Genomic DNA, 18,849 nt, shown 5'->3' with positions numbered 1-18,849 from the left:
AAATAGTAATAATTAAACTTTACTATTTATGGAAAAGCGTAGACTGAGTTTCTGGGAAATCTGGAACATGAGTTTCGGATTCTTGGGAATCCAAATGGGTTTTGCCCTTCAAAATGCCAACGCAAGTAGAATTCTTCAAATTTTTGGAGCTGATGTAGATGAGCTATCTTGGTTTTGGATTATAGCACCACTTATGGGGCTTATAGTTCAACCCATAATTGGTCATTACAGCGACAAAACTTGGGGGCGCTTTGGTAGAAGAAAACCTTATTTTTTAACGGGCGCTCTCTTGGCATCAATCGGTTTGATTTTAATGCCTCAGGCCGACATTTTTATAGCGTTTTTGCCAGCCTTGTGGGTTGGTGCAGGTATGCTTATGATTATGGATGCTTCCTTTAACATTGCCATGGAACCGTTCCGGGCTTTGGTTGGGGATAATCTTAGAACAGACCAACGCACATTAGGGTTTAGTGTTCAAACTGCCTTAATAGGTTTTGGCGCTGTTGTTGGTTCTTGGCTTCCCTATGCTTTAACCAATTGGTTTGGTGTTTCCAACAGAACTGTTGAAGGAGAAGTTCCTTTTAACTTGATCTTATCGTTTATTATTGGTGCTGTTATACTGATAATCTCCATTTTAGTAACTGTTTTGTCCACAAAAGAATATTCGCCTGAAGAACTTGCAAGTTTTGAAGATGAGCAAGCGCATACAGATGCCTTGAAAAAAGATGGCGAAGAACACAAATCCAGCTTATTTGACATTTTTGACGATTTCAAGAAAATGCCTGTTACCATGCGCCAATTAAGTTGGGTGCAATTTTTTTCTTGGTTTGGGCTATTTGGTATGTGGGTCTTTGCAACACCGGCCATTGCACAGCATATGTATGGCTTGGCTTATACAGATAGCAGCAGTTCGCTATACCAAGATGCTGGTGATTGGGTGGGCGTTTTGTTTGGGGTTTACAATCTCGTATCAGCATTCTACGCATTTGCATTACCTTATATTGCTAAAAAATTAGGTAGAAAACGAACCCATGCCACGTCACTGATTATTGGAGGATTAGGTTTGCTGTCCATTTATATTATGCCAGATAAAAACTGGCTCATTCTATCTATGATTGGTGTTGGTATTGCTTGGTCCAGTATTTTGGCCATGCCCTATGCCATATTAGCAGGATCTATATCTCCCAAAAAAATGGGTGTGTATATGGGTATCTTCAATTTCTTTATAGTTATTCCACAAATTATCAACGCATTAATAGGCGGGCCATTGGTTAAGTATGCTTATGACAACCATGCCATTTTTGCCTTAATGGTCAGTGGTGCTAGCTTTTTAATTGCAGCAGCATTGGTCTATAAAGTCAAAGATGTTGATGATGTAGTACAAAATTAAATTATGGGTAAAAAAGGATTTATATTCGATTTAGATGGGGTTATTGTCGATACTGCTAAGTACCATTATTTGGCATGGAAAAAATTGGCTAACCAACTTGGTTTTGAATTTACGCCTGAACAGAATGAAATGTTTAAAGGTGTAAGCAGAAAACGGTGCTTAAACATTCTTTTGGATATTGGAGGAATAAAGGCGTCACAAGAGCAATTTGATACTTGGATGGTTGATAAAAATGACGATTACTTAGAATATATTGATAACATGGATGAATCAGAAATTCTTCCTGATGTCAAAAAGACTTTACAGTATCTAAAAGAAAACAATATACCAATTGCTCTAGGTTCAGCAAGTAAAAATGCGCAACCTATTTTAGAAAAAGTAGGCTTGTTGCATTATTTTGATACAATTGTAGATGGCAATCATGTAACTAAAGCCAAGCCTGATCCGGAAGTGTTTTTAATAGCTGCTCAGGCTATCCGCATTACACCAGAAAATTGTATTGTTTTTGAAGACTCCCTAGCTGGCATACAAGCTGCAAATTCAGCTAATATGATTAGTGTTGGCATTGGGGAACATACTATTTTAAAGGATGCAGATTTTGTATTTAAAGATTTTACACAGATAAGTTTAGAGTTTTTAGAAAAACTTATCAATTCAAAAAAGAGTGATTTAATCAATCATGTCACAAATGATAATTGAAAATTAAAAATGAAACATCCATAAAAGAAAGTTGAGGACGAACATGGCAATTTTATGGATGTTCCATCTGACCGATAAAAAAATATGAACAACAGATGAATCAAGATTATATAAAACCAGATAATTGGTCAATTATAGAAGAAGGCTTTGACATCAACAAGGTAAAATCTTCAGAAAGTTTATTCAGCATTGGAAACGGTGCCATGGGACAACGTGCCAATTTTGAAGAACACTATTCCGGTCCAACATTCCAAGGAAGCTACATTGCAGGTGTGTATTACCCCGATAAAACACGAGTGGGCTGGTGGAAAAATGGCTATCCTGAATATTTTGCCAAAGTGCTCAACGCTCCAAACTGGATAGGAATCAACGTGAGTATTGATGGCGAGGCTCTGGATTTATTCAATTGTCTTAAAATTGAAAATTTTCGCAGAGAGCTTAACATGAAAGAAGGTTGGCTGTCAAGAAGTTTTAAGGCAACGCTTCAAAACCAAACCCAAATCAATGTTGAAACAAAACGTTTTTTAAGTCTGGACATTGATGAGATTGGTGCTATAGAATATCATGTTACACCACTAAACAAAGATGCCGAAATACAATTTTATCCATATTTGGATAGTGGCATTACCAATGAAGACACCAATTGGGATGATAAATTTTGGGATGTCTTGACGGTTGAACATGACGACAATCAAGCGTTTATCATGTCGCGTACCATGAAGACACATTTTTATGTGTGTACTTCCATGCAAACCTATTTATCATTAAACGGAACCATTTTAAATCAAGATAAAATAGTAGAGGAGCGTGACAATTATATTGAATTTCAGTACCAAAATAAAGTGATTAAAGGAGATACCTTAACGCTTACCAAATTTGGAGGTTATACCGTAGATAGGAACCATGATAAAAAAGAATTATGTTCAGTAGCCAAACGAACCCTTAACGAAGTTTCTAAATTGGGCTTTCATGCGCTCTTGGATTTGCAAAAGAATTCTTGGGCCAAAATTTGGGAAATGGCCGATATTACCATTGAAGGCGATGTGAAGGCCCAACAAGGCATTCGGTTTAACATTTTTCAATTAAATCAAACTTATTTGGGGAAAGATGCTCAATTGAATATAGGTCCTAAAGGCTTTACGGGAGAAAAATATGGTGGTAGCACTTATTGGGATACGGAAGCATACTGCATTCCATTTTATTTGGCCACAAAAGATCAAAAGGTTGCTAGAAATTTGTTGGAATATAGATACAGACATCTAGACAGAGCCATTGAAAATGCCCAAAAATTGGGCTTTAAAAACGGAGCGGCATTATACCCAATGGTGACCATGAATGGAGAAGAGTGCCACAATGAGTGGGAAATCACTTTTGAGGAAATCCACAGAAATGGTGCTATTGCATTTGCTATCTACAATTATCATCGTTATACGGGAGATTACAGTTATATTCCAGAAAAAGGCTTAGAGGTTTTAATAGGTATTGCCCGTTTCTGGCACCAACGCGCTACGTTTTCCACGCTAAGAAACCAATATGTAATCCTTGGTGTTACAGGACCTAACGAATATGAAAATAACGTCAATAATAATTTCTACACCAACTATGTAGCCAAATGGTGTATAGATTATGCCGTTGAAAATATTGAAAGAATTGAAGCAGAATATCCTTCGGATTTTATAAGAATCATGAATAAGGTTAAACTATCTAAAGCAGAACTGTCACAATGGAAAGCTGTTGCAGACAACCTATATTTCCCGTTTTCTGAAGAACATAACATCTATTTACAGCAAGATGGCTTTTTGGATAAAGAATTAATAACGGTTGCAGATCTCGATCAATCGCAACGCCCTATCAACCAAAAATGGTCTTGGGACAGGATTTTGCGTTCGCCATATATTAAACAAGCAGATACGCTTCAAGGCTTTTATCTTTTTGAAGACCATTTTACCACCGAGGAACTGGAACGCCATTTTGATTTTTATGAACCATTTACAGTTCATGAAAGCTCTTTGTCGCCCTGTGTTCACAGTATTCAGGCAGCAAAATTGGGTAGAATGGAACAAGCTTATACCTTTTATTTGCGAACTTCTAGATTGGATTTAGATGATTATAACCATGAGGTTCATGAAGGGCTTCATATAACCAGTATGGCCGGGACTTGGATGAGTATTGTAGAAGGATTTGGGGGTATGCGGATTAAAAATGGGGTGCTGTCATTCAGTCCTAAAATACCAAAACAATGGAAAACCTTTTCATTTAAGATTAATTTTAGAAACCAAATACTTAAAGTGAATGTATGCCAGAATGAAACTCATTTTGAGTTGGACGGAACAGCCGCTTTAAACATTTTGGTTAATGATAAATTGGTGACTATACACCCAAATAGTTTAGTAACGGTATAATTTATAAAATTTGAAAAAATGAAATATTTAATTTATATCGTTTCAATTATTGTGATTACCTTTTGTTCATCATGTAAACAAGAGTCTTCAAAAAAACCAATAGACAGTATGGCTATAGAACCATTTACTGAATTCAATGAAATTCAAAGAGTGGAACCTTCAAATTGGTGGGTTGGATTTAAAAGCTCCAAACTTCAGCTATTGGTTAAAGACGATTCTATTTCGATGGCTAAACCAGAGATTTCATACGATGGTGTTTCCATTGAAAAAGTGAGCAAAGGAACCAGTCCAAATTATTTGTTCATTGACTTAAATATATCAGAATCTGCAAAAGCTGGCAAGTTTAATATTGTTTTCACATTTGATAATGGCACTCAAAAGACTCAAACCTATGAGTTGAAATCAAGGTCAAAACCAGCTGAAGATTACAAAGGGTTTGATAGTAGTGATGTGATTTACTTGATTACACCAGACCGTTTTGCCAATGGCAATCCATTAAACGATGTGTTTGCCTATTTAAATGAAAAAACCATAGACAGAAAGGATGATTATGCAAGACATGGAGGCGATATCAAAGGCATTACAGACCATTTAGATTATATTCATGACATGGGGTTTACGGCTATTTGGCCAACACCATTGCTAACAAATGATATGTACCGAGCATCTTACCATGGTTATGCTATGACCGATTTTTATCAGGTTGATCCGCGTTTTGGTACTCTGGATGAATATAAAAAACTGGCCGATAAAGCTAGGGAACAAGGTATGAAATTGATCATGGACCAAGTGGTCAATCATTGTGGAAGTGAGCATTGGTGGATGAAGGATTTACCGTTTGATGATTGGGTTAATCAACAAAAATCATTTGAGGATAAAACTGAGCTAAAAAAATCCAGTCACAGACGAACCATCAATCAAGATTTATATGCCTCGCAACAGGATAAACACGACATGAGCGATGGTTGGTTTGCACCCACGATGCCCGATTTAAACCAGCAAAATCCGTTTATGGCCACATATCTTATTCAAAATAGTATTTGGTGGATTGAAACCTTGGGCTTGGGAGGCATCCGGCAAGATACTTATCCATATTCCGATAAAGCATTTTTAGCAAAATGGGCAGGAACCATCATGACAGAATACCCTAACTTTTCAATAGTGGGAGAAGAGTGGAGTTACAATCCTCTGTTGATTGCCTATTGGCAAGATGGCCATGTAAACAAGGATGGCTATGATTCCAATTTAAAATCACCCATGGATTTTGCTATGCAAAAGCAAATAGTCAGTGCGTTAAATGAGGATGAACAATGGGATACAGGTTTGGTAAAAATGTATGAAGGTTTGGCCAATGATTTTGCTTATGCAAGACCCAAGGACATCATGATTTTTCCTGACAATCATGACATGAGTAGAATATTTACACAATTGCATGAAGATGTGGCTAAGACCAAAATGGCCGTTGGTTATATTTTGACCTTGCCAAGAATTGTTCAAATATATTACGGCACTGAAATTTTAATGAACGACACTGCAAAACCGGGTGACCATGGTTTGATCAGATCTGATTTTCCTGGTGGTTGGGAAGGTGATGCTACAAATGCCTTTACGGGTGAAGGATTGACCGATGCCCAAAAAGATATGCAATTGTTCATGAAAAAACTGTTGAATTACAGAAAAAACAGCAATGCCATCCATGAAGGTAAAACCATTCATTTTGCGCCTCAAAATGGTGTTTATGTGTTGTTCAGAATTCTTGATGATGAAGTTGTAAGCGTTATTTTAAACAAATCTTCTGACACCAGTTTAGAACTGTCGCGCTTTGAAGAAGTTGGGTTGCAAGGCAAACAAGTAAAAGACATTATAAGTGGTGAGGTTAGCACATGGGGAGACAACATTGCAATCAATCCTAACGGGATAACACTATTTACTACCAAACTAAACTAACATGCTAAATTTTAAGTTAATAGCATCTTTTTTAATTATCACGTTATTTATTTCTTGTAAGCAGGATAAAAAAAACGCTATTTCTAATAATAAAATTCATGCGTATCAATTAAAAGATATTCAGCTTTCAAGTGGAACATTACAACGTATTGATAGTTTTCCATCTAAATATATTCGGTCAAGGACAGTCGACATATGGTTGCCCGATAATTATTCTGAAGCAAAAAAGTATGCAGTCTTGTATATGCATGATGGTCAAATGCTTTTTGATAGCACAACCACTTGGAACAAACAGGAATGGAAAGTTGATGAAATAGCGTCAAGATTAATGCAAGAAGGCATAACCAGAAACTTTATTGTGGTTGCTTTATCAAATACAGGTATACACCGTCAAAGTGAATATTTCCCAGAAAAACCATTTCAAAAATTAGTAAATAAAGATTCTATTTTCAAAAGCGCACAATTATTTAATCAAGGAAATTTCTTCAATGGACCTATACAATCTGATAATTATTTAAAGTTTATAGTTAATGAAGTTAAACCTTTTATAGATTCTCAATTTTCCGTTTATACTAATAGAGAGAATACTTTTATTATGGGCTCAAGTATGGGAGGGTTGATAAGCATGTATGCTATTTGTGAATATCCCGATGTTTTTGGTGGAGCAGCTTGTCTCTCTACTAATTTTTCAGGTATTGTTCCAGAAGAAAATGATGACATTTCTCATGTGTTTTTTGATTATCTTCAAGAAAATATACCTTCACCAAAAACACATAAGTTTTATTTTGATTACGGAACAACATCAACCATAGAAGAGTATTATCCAAGGTATGCTCCAGAGGTGAATGCCGTTTTCGCCAAAAAAGGCTATGACACAAAAAATTTTAAAAACTTAAAATTTGAAGGTGCTGAACATACTGAAAATTCTTGGAATAAACGTCTGGATATCCCACTAGTCTATTTGTTAAAAAAATGAGATGAGGTTTTTAAAATTTAGCATAGTATTTGTTTTTATTGGCAGTCAGTTGTTTTCACAAAATGCCAATAGAATATTCAATGACCTGCAAGAGAAAGACCATCATCTTGAGGTTTACGTAAATGACGGCACTTATCGGTTTCAGTTTTACAATTCCAAAATAATAGAAACTTCCTTTATTCCTAAAGGAGAGACTTTTAATCCAAAATCGCATGCGGTTGTTTTAAATCCTAAACCTGTCAATGCTCAATTACAACAATCAGATGCAAGTGTTGAATATCATTCAGAAGGGATTTCCGTGTTCATTCAAAAACAACCCTTTCAAATATCTTATTCTTATAAAGGGAAACCTATTATTTCAGAAAAAGCAGGTTATGTTAAAAAGGATAGTTTAGAAACCATTCAATTCAATCTTACAAAAGATGAGGTTTTATATGGCGGCGGCGCTAGAGCTTTGGATATGAACAGGCGCGGCTACCGTTTGCAACTATATAATCGGGCCCATTATGGGTATGAAACCCATTCTGAATTGATGAACTTCACCTTACCAATTGTGCTGTCATCAAAACAATATATGGTTCATTTTGATAATGCGCCTATTGGTTTTTTGGATTTAGACAGCAAGCATAATAATACCCTGGCCTATGAAACTATTTCAGGACGAAAAACATACCAGGTTATTGCGGGTGATTCATGGATGGATGTTATGGATAATTACACCAACTTAACAGGAAAGCAACCCATGCCGCCCCGTTGGGCTTTGGGTAATTTTTCAAGTAGATTTGGCTATCATTCACAACAAGAAACCGAGGCAACCATAGCCAAATTTAAAGAAGACAGTATTCCTGTTGATGCCATTATTTTAGATTTATATTGGTTTGGAAAAGACATTATGGGAACTATGGGCAATCTTCAGGTTTACAAGGATTCTTTTCCTGATTTTGAAGGTATGGTATCGCGTTTAAAAAGCAAAGGTGTTAAAACGGTTTTGATTACAGAGCCTTTTGTGTTAACAACATCAAAACGGTGGCAAGAAGCTGTTGATGAAGATATTTTAGCAAAAGATTCCATAGGAAATCCAGGCACCTACGATTTTTATTTTGGACATACAGGTTTAATAGACATTTATAATCCAAAAGGCGAACAGTGGTTTTGGAATATTTATAAAGGCTTGGCCAATAAAGGCGTTGCTGGATTTTGGGGCGATTTGGGAGAGCCAGAAGTCCATCCCTCTTGGTTAAGGCACTTTACTGGAACCGCTGATGAAGTTCACAATATTTATGGTATGGATTGGGCGCGTTTGGCGTATGAAGGGTATCAACGTGATTTCCCAAATACGCGACCGTTTATTTTAATGCGGGCAGGCTATTCCGGGGCACAACGCTATGGACTTATCCCTTGGTCGGGTGATGTTAATAGAACTTGGGGCGGTTTGCAGTCACAACCAGAAATTGCCCTTCAAATGGGTATGCAAGGGCTTGGGTACATGCATTCGGATTTGGGAGGTTTTGCAGGTGCCAATTTAGATGATGACTTATATGTTAGGTGGTTGCAATATGGTGTTTTTCAACCTATTTACAGACCGCATGCTCAAGAAGAAGTACCCAGTGAGCCTGTTTTTAGAAGCGAAAGAGCTAAGGCACTCGCAAAAGAAGCTATTGAATTGCGGTATAAATTATTACCCTACAATTATAATCTTGCTTTTCAAAATAATCAAACAGGAGCACCTCTTATGAGGCCTTTATTTTTTGAGGAAGCAAGCAACGTATCGTTATACAAGGATGCTTCAGAATATTTTTGGGGCCCTGATTTTTTAGTAGCTCCCGTATTAAAAGATAGCGTAACTACCAAAGCGATTTATTTTCCAAAAAATAATAAGTGGTTTGACTTTTATACAGATGAAACATTTGAAGGCGGACAAACCAAAGACATACAAATCAAAGAAAATTCCATTCCAACCTATGTAAAAGCTGGCGCATTTGTTTTGATGGCCAAGCCCATGCAGAACACTGAAAATTACACGGGTAGTAATTTAGAATTGCACTACTATAATGATGCTTCAATAACAGAAAGTGAGCGTCATTTTTACAATGATGATGGTTTAACTCCCAATGCTTTTGAAAAAGGTCAATATGAACTATTGGATTTTGAATACGAATTGGAGCGCAATGGTATTGAGATTGAACTTGAGTGTGAAACAGGCAAACATTATACAGCTTCAACCAAGAAAATCGATCTCATTATACATCATTTTCAAACGGAGCCAAAGCGCATCAAGATTAACAATAAGAAAGTTGATTTTGATTGGGATGAACAAAACAACACGCTTACCATACCAGTTATCTGGAATACAAACAAAGAATTAGAAATTAAAGTTAAAACTAAATAAATCATGAAAAAACTAATCTCATTTTTAGTAGTCTTATCCATTGTTTTTTGTTCATGCAAACAGGAGCAAAAAGTTGATAAAACCAACAACGAACCGACTTCAGAAATAGCACCGGTTTCCGATACAGTAATGGAAAACGCAGTGATTTATGAAGCAAACATCCGTCAATATTCACCCGAAGGAACGTTTGATGCGTTTACCAAAGACATTCCCGAATTAAAACAATTGGGAGTGAAAATTATTTGGTTGATGCCCATTAACCCCATTTCACAAACCAAGCGCAAAGCTACGGGTGGTGATTTTGCTTCAAAAATTGAAGATGAAGCAGAACGCAATAAAATGCTAGGAAGTTATTATGCCGTGTCAGATTACACTAAAGTCAATCCAGAATTTGGTACCATTGAAGATTTTAGAGAGTTGGTAAAAACGGCTCACCAAAATGGCATCTATGTTATTTTGGATTGGGTACCTAACCATACAGGTTGGGATCATGTTTGGATAAAAACACATCCTGAATTTTACGTGAAAAATGCCAAAGGAGAGATCACAGATCCTTTAAATGATGATGGCACCTCAAAAGGTTGGGGTGATGTCGCACAACTGGATTATTCCAATATGGCTATGCAAGACCAAATGATAAAGGATATGATGTATTGGGTTGAAGAAGAAAACATTGACGGGTTCCGTTGTGACCATGTAGAACCCACTCCGGTTTCTTTTTGGGAAAAAGCAATTCCACAGTTAAAATCAAAAAAAGAGATATTCATGTTAGCTGAAAATGATGATCCAAAATTCATGAAAGATGATTTGTTTGATATGGAATATGGATGGAAACTCCTTCATTTAATGAATGATATGGCTAAAGGCAAAAAGACCTTGCATGATTTTGATACCTTGATGAAAACCATTGATACTCTTTATGAAAAAGATGATATCCTGATGAATTTTACAACCAATCATGATGAAAACTCATGGAATGGAACACTCAAGGAACGTATGCCAAACAACAAAGAAATATTTACCACATTAACATATACATTGCCAGGCATGCCATTGATTTATTCAGGGCAAGAATACGATTTAGATCACGCATTGAAGTTTTTTGAAAAAGATTCTATTCCCAAAACCAAAGGGCCTTATTTTGAAGTCTTAAAAAAACTTGGTGCTTTAAAAAATACAAATCCAGCACTAAATGGTGGAAAGCAAGCTGCATCGTATCAAAGAATGCAAACCGGGAATGATGATGTGCTGATGTTTAATAGGAGTAAAGCAGGAAGCACCGTAACATTTATAGGCAATTTTTCCGATAAGGAACAATCAGTAACAATTGATTTGCCCGAAAACACGACAGATTATATGACCAATTCGCCTTTGAAACTGGAATCTGGAAAACTAATTCTAAACCCATGGGAGTATAAAATACTGGCTAATTAATTGATTTTTTTGCCAAAAGCTGAAGTGATTTTAATAGCTTTATAAATTCAAAAAAAGTAAAGCAAAAAATGACTTCAGTTCAAGATTTATTAGACCTTTTAATTCTAGAAAAGGTTGATGATTCTCAATTTATAGGATATAGCAAAACAGTTGGGAGCAAACGCGTGTTTGGCGGACAAGTATTGGCGCAAGCCATCAATGCAGCATGTAGAACCATAACAAACCAACGCATTTTGCACTCCATGCATGCCTATTTTTTGGAGGCAGGAAAACTGGATTTACCAATTCAATTCAACGTTAGTTGTGTTAGGGACGGTGGTAGTTTTTCCGTGCGGAGAGTTACAGCCCAACAAAATGGAACGACTATTTTTATTTTGTCGGCTTCTTTTCATAAAAAAGAAGCGGGTTATAACCATCAAATAGCTATGAAATCGGATATAAAGCAACCTGAAGACTTGCTAAGTTGGACCGATATCCTGCATCAATATGGTGATTTTTTACCAAAAAGTTTAAAGGTGTTTTTTGAGATTGATCGCCCCATTGAGTTTAAACCAACAGTTGTGGTCAACCCTTTAGAGCGAGTGGATTTACCGCCGTTTAGTGATGTGTGGTTTAAGTTAAAAGGCAACGTAAACAATCTGGATTTAGCAACCAAACAACAAATTTTAACCTACATTTCAGATTATAATATTTTGGTTTCGGCCCTGAACCCACATGCTAGCATAGCGCATTGGGGAAATACCCAAACAGCTAGTTTAGACCATTCCATGTGGTATTTCAGGGATTTTGATTTTGATGATTGGTTATTGTTTTCTATGGAATCACCGAATGCCTCAAACGCCAGGGGATTTGCTAGGGGCAATATTTTTTCAAGGGACGGAAAGCTTGTAGCTTCTGTGGCACAGGAAGGTTTGATGCGACCATTAAATAAGTAATAAAATGCGAAAAATGGGACATCGAGGAGCTAAGGCGTATGTTGCGGAAAACACGTTGGAGTCTATTCAAAAGGCAATGGATTTTGGTGTGGATGGAATTGAAATAGATGTGCATGTTTGCGCTTCAGGTGAGTTGGTTGTTTTTCATGATTTTACATTGGACAGAATGACTAATGGAACTGGAGAAATAGCCAAGCACACACTGTCTCAATTAAAACAGTTACAAGTAGCAGGCAACAATAAAATTCCAACTCTGAAAGAAGTTTTGGAGCTTATCGATAAGACATGTCTTTTAAACATAGAATTGAAAGGACGACATACCGCTGTTAAAACTTGTGAGGTTGTAGAAAAGTATGTCAACGAAAAGGGCTGGAAATATACCGATTTTATTGTCTCCAGTTTTCAACACCATGAATTGGAAGATGTATTTCGAGTAAATAAAAAAATTTCATTAGGCGTTTTAACAAAGGCCAGTGTTACTGAGGCTATCGAATTTGCTAAAACCATTAATGCAGTTGCCATCCATCCAAACGTTGCATTACTGACAAAAGAAAATGTAAAACAAGCCCAAGCAAAAGGATATCAAGTCAATACTTGGACTGTAAATGATGCTGAAACCATTAACCGAATGAAACGTTACGGCGTTGATGGTATTATTTCTGATTTTCCAGATAAATTATGATTGAAAAAGATGTCATCATTATTGGAGGTGGTGCGGCAGGTTTTTTTGCGGCGATTAACATTGCTGAGCAAAACCCTCATTTACAGGTAGCCATTTTAGAAAGAGGCAAAGAAGGTTTGCAAAAAGTAAAGGTGTCTGGAGGCGGACGCTGTAATGTCACGCATGCAGAATTTATTCCGCAGGAATTGGTGCAGAATTATCCTCGTGGTGAAAAGGAATTATTGGGGCCTTTTCATCAATTTACGACTGGCGATACAATAGAGTGGTTCGAAAAGAGAGGCGTGGAACTGAAAACAGAAGAAGACGGACGCATGTTCCCGGTGTCAAACTCCTCTCAAACCATTATCGATTGTTTTTTAAGGGAAGCTAAAAAACATCACGTGGACATTTTATATAATCACTCGGTCAAATCAATCCAAAATCAAAATAATTTATGGCAAATAGAAACGTCCCAAGGACTGTTTTCTTGTGAAAAAGTATTAATCGCAACAGGAAGTAATACCAAGATATGGAGTCTTTTAGAAACTGTTGGGCACAGTATTGCGAAACCAATTCCATCATTGTTTACATTCAACATTAATGATAAACGCATCAAAGATATTCCTGGTGTGGTAGTCCAAAATATTGGAATTCATGTGGTTGATTCAGATCTGTATTCAGAAGGGCCTTTATTGATTACTCATTGGGGTATGAGTGCCCCCTCTATTTTAAAACTCTCAGCTTTTGGAGCTTTGGAACTGGCAAAGCGTGACTATAAATTTCAAATTGAAATTAATTTCATTAGAAAGACTTATGAAGATTGTATGTCCGTTCTCAAGGATTTGAAATTGTCTTTAGCTAAAAAGACAGTTTTTAAATCCACTCAATTTGAGCTACCAAAACGACTGTGGCAACAATTGGTACTGGCATCCCAAATGGATACTGAAACCCGTTGGGCTGATATGAACAAATTACAATTGGAAAATTTTGTAAACCAATTGACACAAGCCATTTTTAAGGTTGACGGAAAAAGTACGTTTAAAGAAGAATTTGTAACGGCTGGTGGCATTGATTTAAAAGAAGTCAACTTTAAAACTTTTGAAAGCCGAATTCATAAAAACTTGTTTTTTGCAGGTGAAGTATTAAACATCGATGCCGTTACCGGAGGGTTCAATTTTCAAAATGCCTGGACCAGTGCGTATATTGCAGCCAAACATATTTCAAAATAAATGGAAATTTACATAGCACTTTTAAAAGGCATTAACGTGGGTGGGCATAAAAAAGTACCCATGGCAGAATTACGAAAACTGCTGTCTAAATCTGGTTTTGAAAACGTTCAAACGTATATTCAAAGCGGCAATGTGATTTTCAAGTCATCAGAAAAAAACACTCAAAAAATAGAGGAAACCATCAAGAATGCTATTTTGAATTCTTTTGAATTTGAGGTTTCTGTTCTGGTCATGACACGGCTTGATTTGAAACGTATTTTTGATGATTGCCCCTTTTCAGAAGACAAAAAGAAAGCCAGTTATTTCATGATGCTGCACGATGCTCCTGATGAGACGTTAATACAAGTGGCTTCAGAAAAAGTTTATGAAGGTGAGGAGTACCTAATCATTAATGATTGTACATACTATTTCTGCGCTAAAGGCTATGGTCAGGCTAAATTCAATGTGAATTTTTTTGAACGTAAACTAAAAACATTTGCAACGGCAAGAAACTACAACACAATGGTAAAGTTATTATCTTTGTCTTTAGAAGCAGAATAAATGACAGAGCAAAATTTCATACCAAAAGCGTTTTCAAAATCCGTTGAAAAAGGATCTTTTACTTGGTCATCGCCAAGCAACATCGCGTTGGTAAAATATTGGGGTAAAAAGGCTGATCAAATTCCAGAAAACCCATCCATCAGTTTTACATTGGATGCTTGTAAAACTACTACAACACTTAGTTTTTCAAAGAAAAACAGTTCGAGTGATTTTTCATTTGACGTGTTTTTAGATGATGAAAAAAAAGATGATTTTAAACCAAAAATTAAAACGTTTTTTAAGCGTATTGAACGATATGTTCCTTTTTTAAAAGACTACCATTTTAAAATTGAAACCTCAAACACGTTTCCGCATAGTTCGGGTATTGCCTCATCAGCCAGTGGTATGAGTGCTTTGGCCTTGTGTTTAATGAGTATAAAAAGAGAGCTGAACCCTGATATGCCCAATGATTATTTTCACCAAAAAGCCTCCTTTTTGGCGCGATTGGGTTCTGGAAGTGCTTGCAGAAGTATTGAGGGCGATTTGGTGGTTTGGGGCCGACATGTTGAGATTGATGGCAGCAGTGATTTATATGGTATAAAATACCCTTATGAAGTCCATCCTAATTTTGAAAATTACCAAGACACCATTTTATTGGTTGATAAGGGTGAAAAGCAGGTCAGCAGTACAGTAGGTCATAATTTAATGCATGGTCATCCATTTGCAGAACAACGTTTTGGTCAAGCCCATAGTAACCTTTCAAAATTAATTGATGTGTTTAAAACGGGTGATTTGAATGCGTTTATACAAATTGTAGAAAGTGAAGCCTTATCGCTCCACGCCATGATGATGACCAGTATGCCCTATTTTATTTTGATGAAACCAAACACCTTGAAAATCATAAATAAAATATGGGAGTTTAGACAAGACACAGGATTACATGTTAGTTTTACCTTGGATGCCGGAGCAAATGTGCACGTATTGTATCCTGCAAATGAAGCTGAATCCGTTTTAGAATTCATTAAGAATGAATTAGTTGCATATTGTCAAAATGGACATTATATTTGCGACAAAATTGGTTTTGGAGCAAAACAATTGTAACTTTAAATCCCAAAACCTATTTAGTTAATGAAAGGACCGCTTTTTTATTCTAAAATATTGCTCTTTGGAGAATATGGTATTATCAAAGATTCCAAAGGCTTATCAATTCCTTATAGCTTTTATAACGGTGCTTTGAAAAAGGACCCACAACCTTCTGAAATTGCCATAAAATCAAATGAAAGTTTAAAGCGATTTGTAACCTATTTGGAAGGCATTAACTCTGAGTTGGTACGGTTTGATATTGATTTGCTTCGCGACGATGTGAATGCGGGTATGTATTTTGATTCATCCATTCCGCAAGGTTATGGTGTAGGTAGTAGTGGTGCTTTAGTAGCGGCAATTTATGATAAATATGCATTCGATAAAATAACTGTTTTAGAAAATTTAACCCGAGAAAAGCTATTAAAGTTAAAGGCCATTTTTTCTGAAATGGAATCGTTCTTTCATGGCAAATCCTCAGGATTGGATCCATTGAACAGTTATTTGAGTATTCCTATTTTAATCAATTCACAAAATAATATTGAGGCTACTGGTATTCCTTCTCAATCAACTGATGGGAAAGGAGCCGTATTTTTATTGGATAGTGGTATCATTGGTGAAACCGCTCCCATGGTTGGCATCTTTATGGAAAACATGAAACAGGAAGGGTTCCGTAATATGCTTAAGGACCAGTTTATTAAACATACCGATGCTTGTGTGGATGACTTTTTAAAAGGCGACATCAAATCGTTGTTTAAAAACACCAAACGCTTGTCAAAAGTTGTTTTAAATCATTTTAAACCTATGATTCCTCAGGAATTTCATGAACTTTGGAAAAAAGGTATCAAGACCAATGAATACTATTTAAAACTTTGCGGTTCTGGCGGTGGCGGTTATATACTTGGTTTTACTGAAGATATTGAAAAGGCTAAACAAGCACTAAAAGGCTATAAATTAGAAGTGGTTTATAGCTTCTAAAACTTTCTGTCATCTTGAATGTTTTCAAGATTTTATTTAAACCTCATAGTTATGTTAAATCGAAGGCAGAAACACATATTAATCAAGTTTTTTAGTATGTTTTCTGTTGTACGAGGCTATAATATTCTGGTCATTATCATAGCGCAATATCTTACTTCAATCTACATTTTAGCACATAACAAACCCCTTAGGGAAGTTATTTTTGATGATAATCTTTTTATGCTGGTTTTAGCTTCTGCAGCAACCATAGCAGGTGGTTATATCATCAATAATTTTTATGATTCTGAAAAAGATTTAATCAATCGCCCAGAAAAGTCCAAGTTGGATAGATTGGTCAATCAAAACACCAAACTGTCGTTTTATTTTATATTGAATTTTATGGCCGTGGTTATGGCTAGCTATGAATCTTTTAAAGCGGTTGTTTTCTTTTCAATCTATATTTTTGCAATTTGGTTTTATTCACATAAATTAAAAAAACTGCCTTTTATAGGGAATTTAACTTCAGCGATATTAACCATCACACCGTTTTTTATCATTTTCGTTTATTACAAGAATTTTGAGCCAGTTATTTTTGTGCACGCCACGTTTTTGTTTTTGATTATTTCTATGCGAGAACTCACTAAGGATTTAGAAAACATTAAAGGAGATTTGGCATTGAACTATAAAACAATTCCAATAGTGTATGGCGAAAAAGTCTCTAAAATAATGTTGACTGTTTTGACTTTTTTAACCTTGGTTCCAACCTATTTACTGTTATTTCGTTTTAAAATTGGGTACATGTACTTGTTCTTTTATTTAAGTTTGGTTTTACTGCTCATTTTTCAAATTATACTGTGGAATTCAAGAACCAAGACGCACTATCTCATTCTTCATAATATTTTAAAATTGATTATTTTGCTTGGGGTTTTCAGCATACTGTTAATTGATGTGGATGTGGTATTGCACAGACTGTTTTAACGGGTTTTAAATCGTAAATCAAAAATCGTATTTCGTAAATTTAAAGAGTATCTTTGCACAAAATAAAATAACAATGAGTAGACATCAAGGTAGTAATGGAAAAGGAAAAGCATCAGGAAGAGGTACTGGAAATAGCCGCTCAAAAAGTTATGCCAGAGGAAATGCACCAATTAAAAAAGCTGTAGGAACACCTAAACCAACAGGTTCTCCTAAGCCTATTTCAAAGAAATCATCAAATCCTGATGAAATCAGATTAAATAAATATGTGGCCAATTCGGGTGTTTGTTCACGTAGGGAAGCCGATGTGCATATAGCAACCGGTTTGGTAACGGTCAATGGAAAAGTAGTCACAGAAATGGGCTATAAGGTTAAGATTGATGATGAAGTACGATATGATGGCGCTAGAATAAATCCCGAGAAAAAAGCGTATGTATTGCTAAATAAACCTAAAGGTTTTGCTACAACCACAAGTGAAGGCAAAGGCAGAACCGTTATGGATTTAGTTGCCAACGCAACTACGTCTCGCATAAAACCCATTGGGCGTTTAGGCCGAAATTCAAAAGGATTGTTGCTGTTTACCAATGATGAGGTTGTTATGGAAAAATTTACCAATTCAAAACATGGGGTGTCACGGTTATTTCATGTTGAATTGGATAAAAATTTAAAACTGGAAGATTTAAAAAAAATCCAGAATGGCTTTAAGGTTGAAGGGAAATTGATTTCGGTTGAAGAAATAAGTTATATTGATGGTGCTTCAAAAAAGGAAATTGGATTAAAAATCAAGAATACAGGCAATACCATTATCAGAACTATTTTTGATTATTTAAAATATGAAATTATTAGTTTGGATTGTGTAGCCATTGGTCACCTAACCAAAAAAGATCTTCCGCGGGGTCATTGGAAACATTTAACACAGCAGGAATTGAATACCCTTAAGATGCTGTGATATAACGTATTGAAATGTTTTTAAAAAAAATAAAAAAAAAGTTTAAAATTCAATTTTTTATATTTCATTTGTAATGTATTTAGCTGAACAAAATTGAAATATGTTTCTACGTTTGGGCTTATGGGCATTAAGAAGTCATGTTCAAAAGCAACTTTTAGATTAAGTAACCAAATTTTAAAGCTGGCTTCTATCTATTGTATAAAATCTAGCCAGCATGTGAATGGTTTTATTCCTACCACTTGTGCCCAAAAGCAAATTTGATTTTCTCATGAATGATTGTTTTTATAACTTGTAAACAAAATATTTT

Annotated in this window: 15 protein-coding genes; all 15 read left to right on the top strand. The window is 35.8% G+C overall.

Translation table 11 applies throughout. The annotated features are described in order from the left end of the window. Nucleotides 1-28: 28 nt before the first annotated feature. The 15 genes from IEW94_RS07335 (at nucleotide 29) to IEW94_RS07265 (ending at nucleotide 18,542) form a co-directional block, all read left to right on the top strand. The gene (locus IEW94_RS07335; RefSeq protein WP_188651542.1) at nucleotides 29-1,390 is read left to right on the top strand and encodes an MFS transporter; all 1,362 of its coding nucleotides are present in this window, start codon (nucleotides 29-31) and stop codon (nucleotides 1,388-1,390) included. Between the two features lie 3 nt (nucleotides 1,391-1,393). After that, nucleotides 1,394-2,089 (top strand): beta-phosphoglucomutase, encoded by a 696-nt coding sequence (gene pgmB, locus IEW94_RS07330; RefSeq protein ID WP_188651540.1) that lies wholly within the window; start codon nucleotides 1,394-1,396, stop codon nucleotides 2,087-2,089. A 95-nt stretch (nucleotides 2,090-2,184) separates the two neighbouring features. Continuing rightward, nucleotides 2,185-4,491, top strand: coding sequence for a maltose phosphorylase MdxK (gene mdxK / locus IEW94_RS07325; protein ID WP_188651538.1), 2,307 nt, complete (start codon nucleotides 2,185-2,187; stop codon nucleotides 4,489-4,491). Between the two features lie 18 nt (nucleotides 4,492-4,509). Continuing rightward, the gene (locus IEW94_RS07320; RefSeq protein WP_188651536.1) at nucleotides 4,510-6,438 is read left to right on the top strand and encodes a glycoside hydrolase family 13 protein; all 1,929 of its coding nucleotides are present in this window, start codon (nucleotides 4,510-4,512) and stop codon (nucleotides 6,436-6,438) included. A gap of 1 nt (nucleotide 6,439) precedes the next feature. Continuing rightward, nucleotides 6,440-7,414, top strand: a complete 975-nt coding sequence (locus tag IEW94_RS07315; protein ID WP_188651534.1) for an alpha/beta hydrolase — start codon at nucleotides 6,440-6,442, stop codon at nucleotides 7,412-7,414. Between the two features lies 1 nt (nucleotide 7,415). After that, nucleotides 7,416-9,803 carry a glycoside hydrolase family 31 protein gene (locus IEW94_RS07310; RefSeq protein ID WP_188651532.1) on the top strand — a complete coding sequence of 796 codons (2,388 nt, stop codon included), beginning with the start codon at nucleotides 7,416-7,418 and terminating at the stop codon, nucleotides 9,801-9,803. Between the two features lie 3 nt (nucleotides 9,804-9,806). Then, entirely contained in the window at nucleotides 9,807-11,237 is a 1,431-nt protein-coding gene (locus tag IEW94_RS07305; protein WP_188651530.1) for an alpha-amylase family glycosyl hydrolase, read from the top strand. Nucleotides 11,238-11,305: 68 nt separating this feature from the next. Continuing rightward, on the top strand, nucleotides 11,306-12,172 hold the full coding sequence (locus IEW94_RS07300) for an acyl-CoA thioesterase (RefSeq protein WP_188651528.1): 867 nt from the start codon (nucleotides 11,306-11,308) through the stop codon (nucleotides 12,170-12,172). 13 nt (nucleotides 12,173-12,185) lie between these two features. Next, on the top strand, nucleotides 12,186-12,854 hold the full coding sequence (locus IEW94_RS07295) for a glycerophosphodiester phosphodiesterase (RefSeq protein WP_308423688.1): 669 nt from the start codon (nucleotides 12,186-12,188) through the stop codon (nucleotides 12,852-12,854). Next, on the top strand, nucleotides 12,851-14,062 hold the full coding sequence (locus IEW94_RS07290; protein ID WP_188651524.1) for a BaiN/RdsA family NAD(P)/FAD-dependent oxidoreductase: 1,212 nt from the start codon (nucleotides 12,851-12,853) through the stop codon (nucleotides 14,060-14,062). The genes IEW94_RS07295 and IEW94_RS07290 overlap by 4 nt, the downstream gene beginning before the upstream one ends. Then, complete coding sequence (locus IEW94_RS07285; protein ID WP_188651522.1) at nucleotides 14,063-14,602, top strand: DUF1697 domain-containing protein; 540 nt, start codon at nucleotides 14,063-14,065, stop codon at nucleotides 14,600-14,602. It begins immediately after the preceding gene. Next, nucleotides 14,603-15,682, top strand: a complete 1,080-nt coding sequence (gene mvaD / locus IEW94_RS07280; RefSeq protein WP_188651520.1) for a diphosphomevalonate decarboxylase — start codon at nucleotides 14,603-14,605, stop codon at nucleotides 15,680-15,682. A 27-nt stretch (nucleotides 15,683-15,709) separates the two neighbouring features. Further along, entirely contained in the window at nucleotides 15,710-16,639 is a 930-nt protein-coding gene (locus tag IEW94_RS07275; protein ID WP_188651518.1) for a mevalonate kinase family protein, read from the top strand. A 51-nt stretch (nucleotides 16,640-16,690) separates the two neighbouring features. Beyond that, a complete protein-coding gene (locus IEW94_RS07270) occupies nucleotides 16,691-17,596 on the top strand; it encodes a geranylgeranylglycerol-phosphate geranylgeranyltransferase (RefSeq protein ID WP_188651516.1) in 906 nt (301 codons plus the stop codon). Between the two features lie 73 nt (nucleotides 17,597-17,669). Further along, nucleotides 17,670-18,542: a pseudouridine synthase gene (locus tag IEW94_RS07265; RefSeq protein WP_188651514.1), complete on the top strand. Its 873-nt coding sequence runs from the start codon at nucleotides 17,670-17,672 to the stop codon at nucleotides 18,540-18,542. The last annotated feature ends 307 nt before the right edge of the window (nucleotides 18,543-18,849 follow it).

The organism is Yeosuana aromativorans (assembly GCF_014646655.1).
Lineage (GTDB): Bacteria > Bacteroidota > Bacteroidia > Flavobacteriales > Flavobacteriaceae > Yeosuana > Yeosuana aromativorans.
This window is presented reverse-complemented; position numbering and strand designations above follow the sequence as displayed.

Excerpts from the sequence above, each read along its gene's own strand:
- IEW94_RS07335 (WP_188651542.1), top strand. The coding sequence starts at position 29 with ATGGAAAAGCGTAGACTGAGTTTCTGGGAAATCTGGAACATGAGTTTC.
- pgmB (WP_188651540.1), top strand. The coding sequence starts at position 1,394 with ATGGGTAAAAAAGGATTTATATTCGATTTAGATGGGGTTATTGTCGAT.
- mdxK (WP_188651538.1), top strand. The coding sequence starts at position 2,185 with ATGAATCAAGATTATATAAAACCAGATAATTGGTCAATTATAGAAGAA.
- IEW94_RS07320 (WP_188651536.1), top strand. The coding sequence starts at position 4,510 with ATGAAATATTTAATTTATATCGTTTCAATTATTGTGATTACCTTTTGT.
- IEW94_RS07315 (WP_188651534.1), top strand. The coding sequence starts at position 6,440 with ATGCTAAATTTTAAGTTAATAGCATCTTTTTTAATTATCACGTTATTT.
- IEW94_RS07310 (WP_188651532.1), top strand. The coding sequence starts at position 7,416 with ATGAGGTTTTTAAAATTTAGCATAGTATTTGTTTTTATTGGCAGTCAG.
- IEW94_RS07305 (WP_188651530.1), top strand. The coding sequence starts at position 9,807 with ATGAAAAAACTAATCTCATTTTTAGTAGTCTTATCCATTGTTTTTTGT.
- IEW94_RS07300 (WP_188651528.1), top strand. The coding sequence starts at position 11,306 with ATGACTTCAGTTCAAGATTTATTAGACCTTTTAATTCTAGAAAAGGTT.
- IEW94_RS07295 (WP_308423688.1), top strand. The coding sequence starts at position 12,186 with ATGGGACATCGAGGAGCTAAGGCGTATGTTGCGGAAAACACGTTGGAG.
- IEW94_RS07290 (WP_188651524.1), top strand. The coding sequence starts at position 12,851 with ATGATTGAAAAAGATGTCATCATTATTGGAGGTGGTGCGGCAGGTTTT.
- IEW94_RS07285 (WP_188651522.1), top strand. The coding sequence starts at position 14,063 with ATGGAAATTTACATAGCACTTTTAAAAGGCATTAACGTGGGTGGGCAT.
- mvaD (WP_188651520.1), top strand. The coding sequence starts at position 14,603 with ATGACAGAGCAAAATTTCATACCAAAAGCGTTTTCAAAATCCGTTGAA.
- IEW94_RS07275 (WP_188651518.1), top strand. The coding sequence starts at position 15,710 with ATGAAAGGACCGCTTTTTTATTCTAAAATATTGCTCTTTGGAGAATAT.
- IEW94_RS07270 (WP_188651516.1), top strand. The coding sequence starts at position 16,691 with ATGTTAAATCGAAGGCAGAAACACATATTAATCAAGTTTTTTAGTATG.
- IEW94_RS07265 (WP_188651514.1), top strand. The coding sequence starts at position 17,670 with ATGAGTAGACATCAAGGTAGTAATGGAAAAGGAAAAGCATCAGGAAGA.